The organism is Arthrobacter sp. MYb23 (assembly GCF_002979775.1).
GTDB lineage: Bacteria > Actinomycetota > Actinomycetes > Actinomycetales > Micrococcaceae > Arthrobacter.
Map to the genome: position 1 here is coordinate 138556 of NZ_PCPR01000008.1, position 14150 is coordinate 152705.

The following is a 14150-nucleotide window of genomic DNA, read 5'->3' on the forward strand; positions in this document are numbered from 1 at the left end:
TCTGTGTGCTCGTTGACGGTGTGCTCTTTGACCTTGATGGGTGGGGTGATCAGGTGATGCCTACGGCGATTCCCACCAGGGCCAGTCCCGCCGTGATGCCTTTGATTCGTTCGTCCCAGTCATCCGGGACATCCATGGCCTCCAGCTCTTGGATGTTGAGGTCCAAGGCTTTGAGTGCTGTGCTGTTCATGTACTCACCTCCTCCCTCTTGCCCGCTCGTAGATCGCCCATGGGGCCTGACAAGACGTGGTGTCCTCTCGCCGCTGCGGTGAGGACGTGGTGAATCTGCGCGGCGTCAACGCCGCGCAGCATGGGAAGCGCTCCGCCCCAATTTCGGATGGCGGCCTCCGTGGTTCGGAGCAGCGTTTCCCCGCTGATAGCCTCGAGTCCGGCGATGCCCCACCGGCGCATCAGATCGTTGATGCCAGGAGCTGGTTCCCTGTCCAGGTCTGGGACTGCCGTGGTGACCAGGGCCCACAGCTGTTGAAGGCGTCGCCGGTCACCCCAGGCTGCTGCGCCGTTAGCGATTTCCTCCCAGATGGGACCGATCACGGAGGCTGTCGCCGTCATTTTTCGCGTACCAGTCACATAAGCGAGCTCGTTCGCGAGGTACCAGTGCCTCGCCCCGTAGGGATTACGGCCCATGAGGGCCCATCCTGTGTGCGTCTCCATGCTGAGGCGGGCGGCGGTCAGCCTCAGCTCCGGCGCGTCGTGCAGCGTCAATCGCTCTCCCAAACGGACCATCCGTTGGATAAGGACCTGGCCGTCGTCGTCGAAGATGCTGCGCTGGCTGCCGACCATGGTTCCAACCACTCTCAGGAGAGCTTCAAGGAGTCCTTCAAAAACCAGATACTTGGGCAGGGTGGCGAGGTGCCCGGCGTCGAGCACTGCAACGTCACCTGCCAAGTTTGGCGAGGCCACCAGGCGGCGTCCGACGGCGGTGTCCAGGCACGCAACAGCGCTGACTTCAGCGCCGGTCCCCACTGTGGACGGCATGAGAACGGTCTTGGGACGTTCCCTGGGGTTCGTGATGGGCGGCAACACCAACAGGCCGGAGCGTTTGGCGTGACGCTCCGCAAATACGGTCAGACCAGGGTCGGCGGTGAATAGCGCGGCGAGTTTTACTGCGTCCAGCACTGAGCCGCCACCTAGTCCCACGATGGTCTGAAGTCCGTTTTCGCGGATGAAGCTGCCGACCTTCCTCAGCGTTTCCACGGTGACTGGCGCTGCGGTCAGTTCCAGGACGGCTGATCCTTTGAGGTCACCTTCAAGGAGATTGTTGCGGTGTACTTCGAGCTCTTTATCTACAACCAAGCCCGTTCTCCCGCGGGTGAGGCTGCCCATGTACTTGGGTGTCATGCCGTCGTCGGATATGACGCAACGGGTCCTCAATCCGTGATCGGCAATCATTCGAAGACGCCGTCCCGTTCAGCCGACGCCAAACCGATTTTCATTGCGGCCTGGAGCTCTTCGAAGTTCTCTTCGGTGTAGGTGAGCGCTGGCAACAGTTGGATCCGGCCAGGCCCTGGCTGCACTATGGCGCCGGTCTGGTGGATGCTCCTAACTACGTCCAGGACTCCCTCGGAAGGGAGGGGCATGCCGTTTCTGGAGTGAAGCTTCAGGCCACGCATGCAGCCCCGGCCGGTTGAGTTGCCTACGCCGGGGAAGCGTTGAAGTTCCTCCATGAGGTTGCTGAGGCTTTCCGCCACCTGCTTGTTCAGGGTGTGGTGGTCCAGCCGCTTCATCTCGGCGATGGTGCTGAGGATGGCGGCACATGTTGCCGGGGTTCCGGCTTGGGTTTCTCCGTGAACGAAGACGGCCTCCGTTGTGTCGAAGCGTCGGGTTACACGTTGGGCTACCAGGAGTGCTGCGCATGCGCTGGTGCCATTGGTCAGGCCTTTGGACGTGACAATGATGTCCGGCTGTTGGGGCCACGCATCGGAGGCGAACCAGCCGTTCACCCTGCCAAAACCGGTGGCAACCTCGTCCGCGACCAGAAGGAAGCCGTGCTGGTCCCGGTGCTTAATGACTTCCTCAACGAAAGCGTCCGGCACCGACTCCGCGCCTGAACCCAGAACCGGTTCCAGGATGACTGCAGCAATCCTGTGGCCTTCTCTTTGAATGAGGCGGCTCAATTCGGCGCCGTTGTCGTCGAATCTGACGTGGCGGATATTGCGCCGGTCCACGCCATAAAGTGCTTGGCCCAATTCATCGCCGCTGAGGGCTTGGCTTCCATACGTCAGGCCGTGGTAGCTGCCGTTGAGTCCCACTACGAGCTTTCGCTCCGGCTGCGCGTTCAACACAAAGTAGTGGCGGGCGAGCTTCATTGCTGCATCGTTGGCCGCACCCCCGGAGGTGGAGAACACCACCCGCTGGAAGCTGTGTGCAGGCAGAGTCAGAAGAGCCCCTGCGGCCTCCACAGCTTTCCGGTGGGACGTGCGGAAAAGGGGAAGGTAGGAGGCGGTGTGGAGTTCCTTGGCAATGGCCGTGGTTATCTGTTGATTCCCATAGCCGAGGTTGGTGTTCCACAGACCACTCTTTCCGCAGATCCGTTGCCGGCCGTCCTCAAAGGTGACGTGGACGCCGTCGGCGCTGACTGCCGTGTAGCTGGCCTCATCGAAGGAGTGCTGAGTCACCAGCGGAACCCAGAGTGGAAGTTGTGTTCGTGGGGTTGGAAGAACGGGTACCACCGTCATCAGCGTGCGCCGATGATGTCGATGCCGAGTTGGTCAAAGTGCGTGACCACTGCTCTGGCTGCGCCTTCAGCCACACCAGCTGAAACCTTGAGAGCGGGTGCCACCACCCTGGCGGCAACCTTGATGTCCCTCTCATTGGAGACGGCCTCAATGATGGCAGCAGCATCCGTACCGATGGTGAAGAGCCGGCCGGTTTTCGTGTCCAGCAGGGTGTGTTCTGCTGCCCGCTTCAAGATAAAGGGAGCGCTCGCCGACGGTACGTCATCCCTGAGTGTGGCGCCGTAAAGACTGACGCCGAATCCGACCAAGCTTGTGGTGGCCCTGTCTTCACGGGGGATGAACTTCCAAGCATCCAAAGCGGCAAGGTAGCGCGGGATCCAGGGCTTGGACTCAAGGGATTCTTGGATGTCGTCGGGGTAATGGACAGCGGCGACGGCGGACTCCGGCCTCAGCGAAAGGGCCCGGACTCTGATATCCGGCAGCGAATCACCCACCTTGCCGATTTTGGTTCCATAGGGCCCGGTCCTGACGGAACCATCCCACGTGATGTGAAGCCGGGTCAGCAGCAGGTTGTCCTTTGCAGCCCCGCTCAACAGGCGTCGCTCCGCCAGGACAGCGTTGACTTCTGTGAGTTGCTGGACAAAATGGCCGGAACGGAAAGCCTCGTCTGCGTCGTCGAAAAAGGCCTGCCAGTCTTCCTCTGTGGTGATCCTGACTAACGTCACGCCCACGAGGTTCACAAAAGGGATGGCCACATAGTCTTGGATTTCCAAACTGAGGGTGCCATCCACCAACAGCTCTTCCCCAGCGGCATCGAAGGACCCCGATACCGGGACGATGCCTTGGTCGGCCTTGTCCCCGTTCAAAACCAAAACAGTAGAGCCCTCACCGGCCAGCGTCTTTGCGTAATCAGTGTGCTCGGGATTCTCAACAAAAATGACGTGACCCGCAATCCGTCCGGTTACCCCTGTGATCCACTGATCCACGGCGGCGGCAATGCTCTGTTGCTGACTCAGCTTCAATTCCCCAACCCCAATAGTTGTGTTGTCCTGCCGCTGCCCCGGCTGATGATCCGGGATCGCGTTTCGAGTAGGACACTATGGGTGGGTTTGGGTGCCACAGAGCGGAATTAATCAACTAGGTGGTGAAAAGGGCTCCTGAGGGGCAAATTTAGGGGTACCTAGTGGGTGGTTGGAGGGCGTCTAGGTGGTGGGAGTCAGCGGCTGAGGCGTGGGAATTCCACAGCTTTCGATCCCTGATCCAGTTGCTTGACTCTCTCCGCGGACCACGTCACTCCGGCGGGCATCTGCTCCGGCTCACGCCATGCCCTGTAGACCAGATCTGACGGGCGCGCGATGCCATAGGAGTGACGGAGGGCAGCTATGCAACGGTCGGCCAAAGCTTTGTACTCGGTGGTCAACGCCGGCAGTTCAAGCGAAGAAGTCCAGTTTGGTTGAGCAGCGCCCGGTGCCGACCATCCGGCGTCGGCCATTATCTGTTCCTTGGCGTCCGCCACCACGTCCGCACCGGGAGCCTCGGCGTCCAGGACGCCGGACTGGCAGGCGAACTGCACGTACCGCTTGGGGTCTGCAGCGGAGGAAATGATGACGACGACGCGATCGTGAGTAGCGCGAAACGCCTCCACCAACCGGCCCCTGTAGTCATTCCAGGCTGGCATCTCTGGATCTACCCAGGGCGTCGGGACAGGGGTCCTGACTGTGGTGATTTCCAGGTCCGGATCGTCCAGAGGGATGGTTTTTATGTACTCGCCACGATCAACCTGCGTGAAGCCCTCAGCAAGTGACCTCGAGTCGCGCGTCCAGGCCATGACCGGCCCTTCAGGCGATTGGACCTCGAAGGCGAGGCCTCGGTAGGTGCCGTGGTACTTGAGCCTGAAGCACTCCAGTTCCAGCGGATCACCGACGGCGATGAGTCTCACGTACTGGCCGTGCTCATTCCGGGTGAATCCAGGAGTCCGTCCATCGGCCCGGAGTACCCAGCCTTGGCCGCGTCGATCCAGCCGGACCTTGACGCCGTCGTATAGCGCGTAGGTTCCTGCCGACAGAGCGGTCGACGGCGGTCGGTTGCCGGAGCTGTCCTTGTCACCGGCCATGTCAGTACCCCGAATTCCGATCGAGCTCAACGCCTTGTGGAGTGTGGAACATTGCGCTGAGACTCTTCGGATTGAGGTTCACAGTAACGCGCGCGCCTGAGGGCTGTAGCCAGCTCGCCGACTCCCCGCCATCGAACTTCCGGATATGTGGGCTTCCCCAGCGCTGCTGGCCAACACGGACCACGAGCGCAAAATTGTCACCCAGGAATTCAGTGGACTCCGGTGTGATCTGACGAATCACGTCCGATATCCGCAAGCTGATGTAGCTGAGGTCTCCCTTGCTCCCAATCGTCGAAACGTCCGGGATGGTGAAGCCTGAAACATGATTCATCAAGTAGGGAGTGCCATCTTCCACCTCGATGCTCCAGCCGAAACGCTCGACGGCGAGGCGCTGCACCTCCTCCTGCGTCAGCGGCCACTCGGCGGCATCCCAGAAGTCCATGAGGTCGCAGACCTCGGCTGGCGGCATTGCTTTCCAAGTTGCGGGCTGTTTCACGCGTCGTCCCCAATTCCGAGCCTTTGCCGTGATGAATTCGGCAGGTTTATCCAGTTTAGGAGACGAGTTTGATCCCGGCCCGTGGCGATCGTGCCGACCGCTCGGTGGCAACGGGTATCCGGTGGCAAGAAGATAGGGCGGGCGCTGATACGCACCCGCCCTGTCCTCGTCAGGCTAAATAGACCTACAGAACCGTGGTCCGCGAAAGAGACAGGTCCTTCGTCTCGCGGAAGAACAGGACCACAACCACCGCCGACACCAATGCCATGCCCATCAGGTAGAAGGCCGGGGCCAAGGGTGAGCCAAAACCCGCTACCAACCCGGTGGCAACAAAGGGAGCGGTTCCGCCGAACAGCACGTACGCCAGCGTGTAACCAATGGCCGAGCCGGATGCCCGGACCGAGGAGGGGAACATCTCCACCAGCGCGGGAACATTGGATGTACCAATCACGGCTACCAGGGCACCCAGAACACTCGTCCCCAGGATCGCGAAACCGAGACCCAGCGGCATGATGGAGAACGCCGGAATGGTCATCACCACGAAGCCAACACACGCCACCAGCAGCATCCGTTTGCGGCCGTACCGGTCACTGGCACGGGCGGCCAGCGGGCAGACTGCCGTGTACACCAGCATGGTGATCACACTGGTGATCATGGATTCGGCCGATGAATAGCCGAGGCTCGACGTCATGTACGCGATCATGTAACTGCTCATCAGGTAGTAAGCGATGGCGTTGGTGATGCTGTATCCGAACAGGGTGAAGATTTGGCGGGAGCACATGCGGATGGCATCGCCCAACGGCCGCTTTGCCACTTCGCCCGTCTTCTCCAGACCACGGAACACCGGGGTGTCGTCAACCTTTGACCGTATATACAGCCCGATCAGACCCAGCGGCGCAGCGAGCAGGAACGGAATCCGCCAACCCCAGGCATGCAAGTCGGCAGTGCTCAACGTGGAAGTGATCGCCACACCCAGCAGCGCACCGGCTACAGAAGCCAGGCCAACAGTGGCCGGGATAATGCTGGCGTACGTCGCCCGCTTGCCTTCCGGAGCGTATTCAACAATGAACGCTGAGGACCCCGTGTACTCACCACCGGTGGTGAACCCCTGAACCGCGCGGAACAGGAACAGCAAGATCGGAGCCCACACGCCAATCACCGCAAACGTCGGCAGGATTCCGATGCAGAACGTCGCCGCGCTCATGATCAGCACGCACAGGCCCAGCATCTTGTTGCGGCCAATCCGGTCACCGTAGCGTCCGAAGAAGGCTGCCCCGAGCGGCCTGGCGATGAATCCGCCGGCGAAGATCGCCCACACGGCCAGGAGTGACGCCGTCGTGGAGTAATCCGGGAAGAAGAGCTTCGCGATGGTGACGGACATGACCGCATAAGCCGCGGAGTCGAACCATTCCACGAAGTTTCCGACGGCGGCTGCCGCGGCGACGCGCTTCAGGCTGCGCCGGGGGGAAGACTCAGTGTCTGCAACTTTCTCGGTCATCGTATTCATGATTGTTGTCCTTCGAGGCGGGGAGAGGCTACAACGTGTGGGAGTTCGCGGAGCTGGGCCCGCTGGACTTTTCCGGTGGCCGACTTTGGCAGCGCGGAGACGTATTCAATGAATCGTGGGTACGCGAAGCGGGAGAAGTTCTCCTTCACGTGCGCCACGATGGTTTCGCTCAGTTCCGCTCCCCCAGCGTGACCGGGCATCAGTTCTATCCAGGCCTTGATGGACTGGCCGCGGAGCTCGTCGGGCACGCCGGTGACGGACACGTCCCGCACGGGATCGAGTTCGCGGATGACCGCCTCCAGCTCATAGGGTCCAACTCGGTAGCCTGACGTTTTGATGACGTCATCGGTCCTCCCCAGGAACCAGACATAGCCGTCGTCGTCCGCATAGGCCTGGTCCTTGGTGTGGTACCAGCCGCCCCCGAATGCGGTAGCGGACGCCTCCGGCATGTTCCAGTATCCCAAGGGAAATTGGGGGTTGGAGCGCGACCGGAGGCAGATCTCGCCGGTCTCGCCAGTGGGAACTTCCTGCTCGTTGTCGTCCAGCAGACGGACCTCCCATCCAGGGAGTGGGCGGCCCATGGAGCCTGGCTTCACCGGCACGTCCGGGTAGTTTCCCAGCAGCGGGTACGACTCAGTTGAACCGTAGTAATCCAGCAGCGTCACCCCGTATTGCCCCTCGAACCACGTGATCAGGTCCGGCGTCAGCGGCTCATTGGACGAGCAAACTGTCCGCAGGGACAGCGGGAAGCGAGTACCGGCGTCGGGCACGTCTTCGCGCATCTTGCGCAGGAACGTCGGGTTGACCAGCGCACTGGCGACGCGGTGGCGGCTCATGCTGTCCAGCAGGGCTACGGGGTCGAATCCACCGTTGGGTCGGAAGACCAAGTGGGTGGCACCGAGGCGGAGGGGACCCATCAGTTTGGCGAGCGACCACGCCCAATCCCCTGCCCCATAGAAGACGTCGCCGTCGCCGATCTGGTGGCAATACTCGAACTCATTGTGGCCAAGCAGCGTGCGGTGAGCGTGGACGATTCCCTTCGCCCGGCCGGTGGTGCCCGAGGTGTAGAAGATGAGTGCGGGGTCGTCGGCCTTGGTTTCGACGTCCTGGAACTCGGTGGGTGCTTGAGTGATGGCCGGGCTGTCGATGTCGATGAACGTGCCCTCGTAGTCTCCGAAGAGGTGCTTCGCGGACTCCTCGGCGATGATCACCGACGCACCGCTGTCCTCCAGCCGGAAACGGATCGGCTCGGCAGCCCAGAGCAGGGACATGGTGACCAGGATGGCGCCGGTCCGCAGCACACCGAGATACGCAGCCGGAGTGTCGGAACGCTGAGGGAGGAGGACGGCGACGCGATCGCCCTTCTTGATGCCGGCTTTTTGGAGGGTGGCTGCGATCTGCCGGGATCGGTCCTGGATTTCGCCCCAGCTCACCTCGCGTTGACCTTCGACGGCGGACTCCAGGATAAGTGCCCGCTTGTCCCTTGGGTGCCGGTCGGCGACGTCGACGGCCATGTTGTAGAACTCCGGCACCTCCCAGCGGTGGCTGTTCCGCAGTTCGGTGTAGCGGTCTTGGGTTGCGGTTTTCATGATGTTATTCCGTCCGTTCAGCGGCGGCCGGCAAGGAAGCGGGCCATCTCGCGCTGCGGTTCACCGGTGCCATAGGCCTCGCGGTGAACGCGCTTGGCTTCGGCCATCGCATCGGCGAGGTCATCGTCTTCCAAGCTGCGCAGGCGGTTCTTCGTCAGGCGGACTGCGCCCGGGGGAAGGAGGCTCAAACGGGAGGCGAGGTCCTTGGCGTAAGCCAGCACGCCGCCGTCGTCCGCCAAGTAGTTAAGGAGGCCGAGCCGCTGTGCCTCGGCAGCATCCACCAGCTCGCCGGTGAGGACGAATTGGGAGGTCTTGGATTTGCCGAGGATGCTCCACATGGCCCAGATGCCCGTGATGCTCGGGATGCCGGAGAGGACTTCGGGCTGGCCCATGCGGACTTTGGAGTCGCCGACGCGGAGGTCCGCGAGCAGTGAGTATTGGAAGCCGGAGCCGGCGGCCACTCCGTTGACTGCGGCAATGGTGATCTGGTCCAGGTTACGGACGGCGCGGTAGAGGCGGTCGAAGCCGTCGATCCAAGCTTCTGCGGACTCGTGATCCTCGGGGTTCATGGACGCGGTCTCGGCCAGGTCCTGCCCGGCGCAGAACGCGCGGCCACTGCCGGTGAGGATGACCGTGCGGATTTCGTCGTTGCCCTTCAGGCCTTCCAAGTAGCCGATGAGTTCGCCGCGCATTGCTTCGGTCCAGGCATTGAGCTTGTCCGGGCGGTTGAGGGTGATGATGGCCGTGGAGTCGATGAGTTCGAAGAGGACGTCCTGAGACATTGGGTGATTCCTTTGGGTCGTTTGGGGCTTCTTGAGTTCCAGTTGACCATCAGTAATTGTGACCCGTCTAACATCAATATCTACTCGTCTTGATACCAAACTGATATGGTGCGGCATGGACTTCCACCATCTCAAGTACTTCGTAGTCCTCTCCGAAGAACTTCATTTCGGGCGGGCAGCACAGCGTCTGCACATGGCCCAGCCTCCACTGTCGCAGCGGATCAAAGACCTGGAGAAAGAGCTCGGGGTGCTGCTGTTTCATCGGCGACGCACCGGCGTCGAACTCTCCGAGGCAGGCGCGTTGCTGTTGGAACATGCCCGCGGGGTCTTGGATCACATGGCCATGGCGCAGGAATCGATGCGGCGCATCCGGCCTGGAGCGTCGGGCATCCTGCAGGTGGCGGTGCCGCCGGACACGAACCCGGTTGCCTTGTCCACGATGGTTTCTTCTTTTGCCGCATCTGCGCCCGATGTTCTGCTCAACCTGCACGAACTCACCACCGTGGAGCAGGTTGAACGACTGCGCGACGGCGAACTGGACGTTGCGGTGGTGCGTCACCCGTTGAGCAGCGTGGGTTTCGAGTCAGGGCCGTTGTTCTCCCGGGCGCTCGGGGTGGTGCTGAATGCTTCGCACCCACTGGCTGCTTTGTCTTCTGTGCGACTGGGTGACCTTACCGGGAATCCTCTGATCATCTTCCCGCGGCACATGGCGCCAACGTTGTACGACTCGTTCCTTCAAACGTGCCGGGACACTGGGTACCTGCCTGCAGCGATTGTTCATGCCCGGAACCAACACTTCACGCACGGGTTGATCATGGCCGGCCGCGGGGTGCATTTCAACGAGGAGCCGTGGACGCCGTTGCCTTTGGGGATTGTGTGGCGGCCGTTTGTTGGTGATCCGCTGGCGTGGCGAACATCGGCTTTGTGGTTGAAGAGCAGGAGGTCAGCCGAGACGGATGCGTTTGTTGCGGCAGTCGGGGCGGGGCTGCAAGCAGGCGGGCATGAGTGATGCTGCGCCACGACGAATCTCGATTTGATGGTGCAGGGGCTTTCGCATCTCCCGAAGAGGGCCGTGTTAGTGTCGTCAAATGAAAGCGAACTCTCGCACCCTTCGCAGCCTTGCTATCTTCCTGGCAGGGTACGTACCGTTCGCGATTTTTTGGCCGATGTACGGTGCCGTGACGGCATTCGGTATCGGCCTCGGCGTCACCGCGATCGTCATTTCAATTTTCGCCATAGTTTCCCAGCACCGTAAAACCCGACTCGAGGTCCAGGTTCATCCGGTCTTGCGTGACCGCAAACCGAGCTAACGCCGACCCCGACGCCCGCGAACACTTCCGCTCGGAGGCCGGGGCGGGGCGCCATTCACAATTGCGATGTCGAAACTATACCGATGGCGGTATGGTTTCGACGTTTGAGAGGTTTGTTCAAAGGCTCCCCGGATTCCTGCCCCAGTGGGGGCCAACCGGAAATAGCCGTGACATACAATCTCGGTGAGGGCGAAGCAAAGCGACGAAATTCCGGCACCGGTGTGGGGAAGAGGTCAGGATGTTCGGTTGGAAGAAGCAGAAGCTCAACAATTTGGTGGAGCAGCTCAGGCCCGACTTGAGTCGGGAGTCGCTGGGCGTCGGTCCCACCTTCCCTGGAGTCGCCCCGAATCCACTCCTGAGCAGTGAAGCACGGAAGCGCATTGCGGAACTGCGTACTGGGACGCTTGCGCTCGGAGTCCTCGTCGACTGGCGCGAGGTCAACAACAACCCACGCATTGTCATGATGTTCGATGTAGAGACCGCCGACGGTACGTTCTTTCGCGGTATCGCAGACGAAAGCTTAACTATCACCGCTCTCACCCGACTTGCCCCAGGGCAGACGTTGCCAGTGCGCTACCGGCCTGCCGTCATGGATCACTACGTCGCACTGGCCACGGACGCGGACCCCGCGGATGTTCAGCAGCTCTCTGACGTGATCGCGAGCCGCAAGCGGCCCTGACAGGTGATGTCACCACGCTGCCACCACGCTGCAGAGTTCGGGCGCTCGGGAATGGAGGTCGCTAAAGCGTTTCGACGGCGGCCAGTTGCGGGCTCACGTCATGGTCGGCAGCTTGTCCAAGTCAGCCGCATCGTTGTCCGGATCGGGATCCGAAGAATGAGTGCTGGCCTGCCGACGCTTCGAGCGCCTGGATTCGCCCTGGGAGTAGAACCAGATGGGAATGTAGAGGGCCAGAACAATGAAGCCCAGCCATGTTGAGGTCCACCCGATCTCCAGACTGTTGAGGTACACCACACCAACCAAGCACAGCGGAAGGTTGAAAAGGCCGAAAAGCATGGCGATATGCTTCCAGCCTTTGGGTGCCCTGAAGGGCCGTTCGAGGCTGGCAAGACTTGGATGCTTGACGGCCTTTACATAGGCAAACAGGCTGATGCCGTTAGCGCAGGTGTAGCCGATGGCAGCCGCCGCGAGAATTGCCGCCATGGATCCCATCGAGATGAGGACCATGTTGAATGCTGCAGTGACGAGCAAGGCGATGAACGGGGTGCCGTGGCGGTTGGTCTTGCCAAAGACCTTGGGGAGATTTCCTTCGGCCGACATTGAGTGCATGGCACGGGAGGAACCCAGGTAAGCCGTTTGGATGATCAGGACCATCGCAGCGATCAGCATGATGATGGTGATGACAGAGCCGGCATTGCCGAAGACAGCCTGGGCTACTGGAATCAACGGCGAGATTGGTTCGGCCGCTACACCGTCAACGCCCAGGACTCCGATCACTGCTGTCTGGACCAGAACGTAGGAGAAGAAGCAGATGGTGCCGCAGGCAAACAGCGCCTTGGGGACATCTTTGGCCGGGTTCTTGTACTCCGGACCATAGATGGCGGCCGTTTCCCAGCCACAGGCGCTCCACTGTGCGATGGCGAAGATGCCAAAGAGGATCAGGACGTGGTGCATGTCCCAGGCCCAGTCGGCCGGCAGCCAATTGCTGGTGATGTTCGCCAAGTCAACATGTCCGGTGGCAAAGGGTGCCACAGACAAGATGACCAGTGGCAGCAAGGAAACCGCTGCCAGCACGTAACCCAAGATTGCGCCGTCCTTCAGGCCAAACCAGTTGACCACGAACAGGCCCGTGAATATCACCAGACCTGAAAGCAACGAGAGCTGGTATGAGGTGAACGTCGCCGCCAGCACCGGGAACAACCCATGCAGGTAGCCTCCCACCAGGATGGAGAAGATTGCCAGCACCGGGTTCCAGGCGAACCAGTAGCTCCAGGCGCTGAACCCTCCGATCAGCTTGCCCTTGTCGTACCTACCCTTGTAGTTTTCGGTCCGAAATATGTGCTGCGCATAACCGGGAAGCCCTGAGGCCTTGGGAAAAGTGGTGGCCATTTCGGCGTAGGCAGCGTTTTGCATGAAGCCTTGAATGACGGACAAACCCCAGATAACTATGGCCGCGGCGGATAAGTACATTGGAATGTATCCCAAAGAAGGCAGTATCAGCAGTGGCACCCCCAGCGAAATTGATAAGCCCTGTTTCCAATCGATTGATCTTTTTAGATCGTTCGCAAGGGGCAAACTGTTTTCACTCATTAGATTCTCCTGTGAATAGCGATGAAACCCGGGACATCTCAGTCCAATGACGGGATGGATTCCCGGGAATCAGCTACCGGGATTAAGCCCAAGAGGGCAGGAGTTCGCCTGGCGCAAAATTCTTATAGGCGAGCTGAGGCATGGAGCGGCGTGGGCCGCGGGTACTTAGAGTTCGAAGTATCTGAAGGAATGCGAGTCCACTCCACGCGGGTTGGGTCCGTAGACGGTGAGCATTCGCGCGTAAACGGGAGCCCAGTAGGTGCCGAGTTGCCCGCGGTTCACCCGCGCAGAATCGCCTGGTTTCAGAATGACTGTCTTGCCTTCACTCTCGACGTGCAGTTCTCCCTCGAGGACGAAATTGGTCTCGGTGTGCGGGTGGAAGTCTTCCCAGCCGCAGGACGTCAACTCCCATTCAGACAGGATGAATTCATCCCAACTGCCCACGGGATCAGCGTTGATGAACCTGCAGCGCAATCGTTGCCATTCAGCTTTCATGGGCTTCATGGCACTCCCCGGCCAGAGGTCGATTTTCTCCGCTGTTACGGGCGTCAGAGGCTGAGAAGAAGCGGCAGTTGACATGGATATTTCACCCTTTCTAGGCCCGCCGTCTGCTGCGGGATGATTCGTCGAATCCAGACTGGATCGCGATGCAGTGACGTAGGTCACGGCGGTGCCAACTTTGACACGAACGACTGTTCAAGTCAATGGTTCATCACGAACAATGTGCGGCATTACGGCTACGACCGAAAATCCAAAAAATAATCACATGAACGGTTGACTTGCACGCTTGTTCATGTCACCTTTTTGGTGTGAGCTCTCGTGACTGACATCACAGCACGGGAGCTTCGCCGGCCTTCTGTAAACATTCTGTAAACCGACGCAACGTTCGGTCTGGCCGCAATTCCCTTGAGCCCTACAGGGCATCTCATTAATCTTCGGCTTTTGCCATGCCGTAAATACCGTAATTCCACAATTCATTCCCACTAACAAGGAGACATCATGGAAACCACCCTCGTAGGAACGCTCAGCACAGCCGGATCCATCCATAAAGTGGAGGGCGGTTATATCGGCCTGCCCTCAATGAACGAGCCGGGATCCATCGCTGCCATCGGTGATTCCCTTCATAACCCTGCCGGCTCAGTCATGTGTGCGGGTTTCTTTGAACTCAAAGCCTCGGAGCCGCTGGTGTACACCTACACCTACGACGAGATGAAGGTTGTGGTCCAAGGCGAATTCATCCTCACGGACCAGTCCACCGGAGAAACCACCCACGCTAAAGAGCGCGACGTGTTGTTCTTCCCCAAGGGAACCACCGTCAAGTTCGAGACCCCTGACTATGCACTGGGGTTCTTCGTCGGCGATCGCAATTTCGCAGCCTAAAGCAACTA

The 14150-nt window shown here is 60.3% G+C and carries 15 protein-coding genes; 4 read left to right on the forward strand and 11 right to left on the reverse strand.

Features of this window, described 5'->3' with window-relative positions; translation table 11 throughout:
• Positions 1-49: 49 nt before the first annotated feature.
• The 9 genes from CQ020_RS24175 to CQ020_RS11230 all read right to left on the reverse strand — a co-directional run bounded on the left by CQ020_RS24175 (position 50) and on the right by CQ020_RS11230 (position 9183).
• Positions 50-190, reverse strand: a complete 141-nt coding sequence (locus CQ020_RS24175) for a hypothetical protein (RefSeq protein ID WP_181151850.1) — start codon at positions 188-190, stop codon at positions 50-52.
• Positions 187-1410: a daptide-type RiPP biosynthesis dehydogenase gene (mpaC, locus tag CQ020_RS11195; RefSeq protein WP_105691911.1), complete on the reverse strand. Its 1224-nt coding sequence runs from the start codon at positions 1408-1410 to the stop codon at positions 187-189. The genes CQ020_RS24175 and mpaC overlap by 4 nt, the downstream gene beginning before the upstream one ends.
• Positions 1407-2636, reverse strand: coding sequence for a daptide-type RiPP biosynthesis aminotransferase (gene mpaD, locus CQ020_RS11200; protein WP_258141835.1), 1230 nt, complete (start codon positions 2634-2636; stop codon positions 1407-1409). Before mpaD ends, mpaC begins: the two co-directional genes overlap by 4 nt.
• 59 nt (positions 2637-2695) lie before the next feature.
• Positions 2696-3718 carry a daptide biosynthesis RiPP recognition protein gene (gene mpaB / locus CQ020_RS11205; protein ID WP_105691913.1) on the reverse strand — a complete coding sequence of 341 codons (1023 nt, stop codon included), beginning with the start codon at positions 3716-3718 and terminating at the stop codon, positions 2696-2698.
• Positions 3719-3912: 194 nt separating this feature from the next.
• Entirely contained in the window at positions 3913-4839 is a 927-nt protein-coding gene (locus CQ020_RS11210) for a hypothetical protein (protein ID WP_146116652.1), read from the reverse strand.
• Positions 4811-5278: a DUF6301 family protein gene (locus tag CQ020_RS11215; protein WP_105691915.1), complete on the reverse strand. Its 468-nt coding sequence runs from the start codon at positions 5276-5278 to the stop codon at positions 4811-4813. Before CQ020_RS11215 ends, CQ020_RS11210 begins: the two co-directional genes overlap by 29 nt.
• Before the next feature lie 211 nt (positions 5279-5489).
• On the reverse strand, positions 5490-6812 hold the full coding sequence (locus tag CQ020_RS11220; RefSeq protein WP_105691916.1) for an MFS transporter: 1323 nt from the start codon (positions 6810-6812) through the stop codon (positions 5490-5492).
• Positions 6809-8401 (reverse strand): acyl-CoA synthetase, encoded by a 1593-nt coding sequence (locus tag CQ020_RS11225; RefSeq protein WP_105691917.1) that lies wholly within the window; start codon positions 8399-8401, stop codon positions 6809-6811. The genes CQ020_RS11220 and CQ020_RS11225 overlap by 4 nt, the downstream gene beginning before the upstream one ends.
• 17 nt (positions 8402-8418) lie before the next feature.
• Positions 8419-9183: an enoyl-CoA hydratase/isomerase family protein gene (locus CQ020_RS11230; RefSeq protein WP_024818126.1), complete on the reverse strand. Its 765-nt coding sequence runs from the start codon at positions 9181-9183 to the stop codon at positions 8419-8421.
• Positions 9184-9298: 115 nt separating this feature from the next.
• Here CQ020_RS11230 and CQ020_RS11235 point away from each other — a divergent pair, with 115 nt between their 5' ends.
• The 3 genes from CQ020_RS11235 (at position 9299) to CQ020_RS11245 (ending at position 11172) form a co-directional block, all read left to right on the forward strand.
• Complete coding sequence (locus CQ020_RS11235; RefSeq protein ID WP_105691918.1) at positions 9299-10192, forward strand: LysR substrate-binding domain-containing protein; 894 nt, start codon at positions 9299-9301, stop codon at positions 10190-10192.
• A gap of 79 nt (positions 10193-10271) precedes the next feature.
• Positions 10272-10493 (forward strand): hypothetical protein, encoded by a 222-nt coding sequence (locus CQ020_RS11240; RefSeq protein ID WP_105691919.1) that lies wholly within the window; start codon positions 10272-10274, stop codon positions 10491-10493.
• Positions 10494-10731: 238 nt separating this feature from the next.
• A complete protein-coding gene (locus CQ020_RS11245) occupies positions 10732-11172 on the forward strand; it encodes a hypothetical protein (protein WP_105691920.1) in 441 nt (146 codons plus the stop codon).
• A gap of 93 nt (positions 11173-11265) precedes the next feature.
• Here the strand turns inward: CQ020_RS11245 and CQ020_RS11250 are convergent, their stop codons facing one another.
• Together CQ020_RS11250 and CQ020_RS11255 are read right to left on the reverse strand one after the other, a co-directional pair.
• Positions 11266-12642 (reverse strand): APC family permease, encoded by a 1377-nt coding sequence (locus CQ020_RS11250; protein ID WP_374955192.1) that lies wholly within the window; start codon positions 12640-12642, stop codon positions 11266-11268.
• A 285-nt stretch (positions 12643-12927) separates the two neighbouring features.
• On the reverse strand, positions 12928-13341 hold the full coding sequence (locus CQ020_RS11255) for a cupin domain-containing protein (RefSeq protein ID WP_258141838.1): 414 nt from the start codon (positions 13339-13341) through the stop codon (positions 12928-12930).
• A 420-nt stretch (positions 13342-13761) separates the two neighbouring features.
• On the opposite strand from CQ020_RS11255, the gene CQ020_RS11260 reads away from it, so the two are divergent.
• The gene (locus CQ020_RS11260; RefSeq protein ID WP_181151851.1) at positions 13762-14142 is read left to right on the forward strand and encodes a cupin domain-containing protein; all 381 of its coding nucleotides are present in this window, start codon (positions 13762-13764) and stop codon (positions 14140-14142) included.
• The last annotated feature ends 8 nt before the right edge of the window (positions 14143-14150 follow it).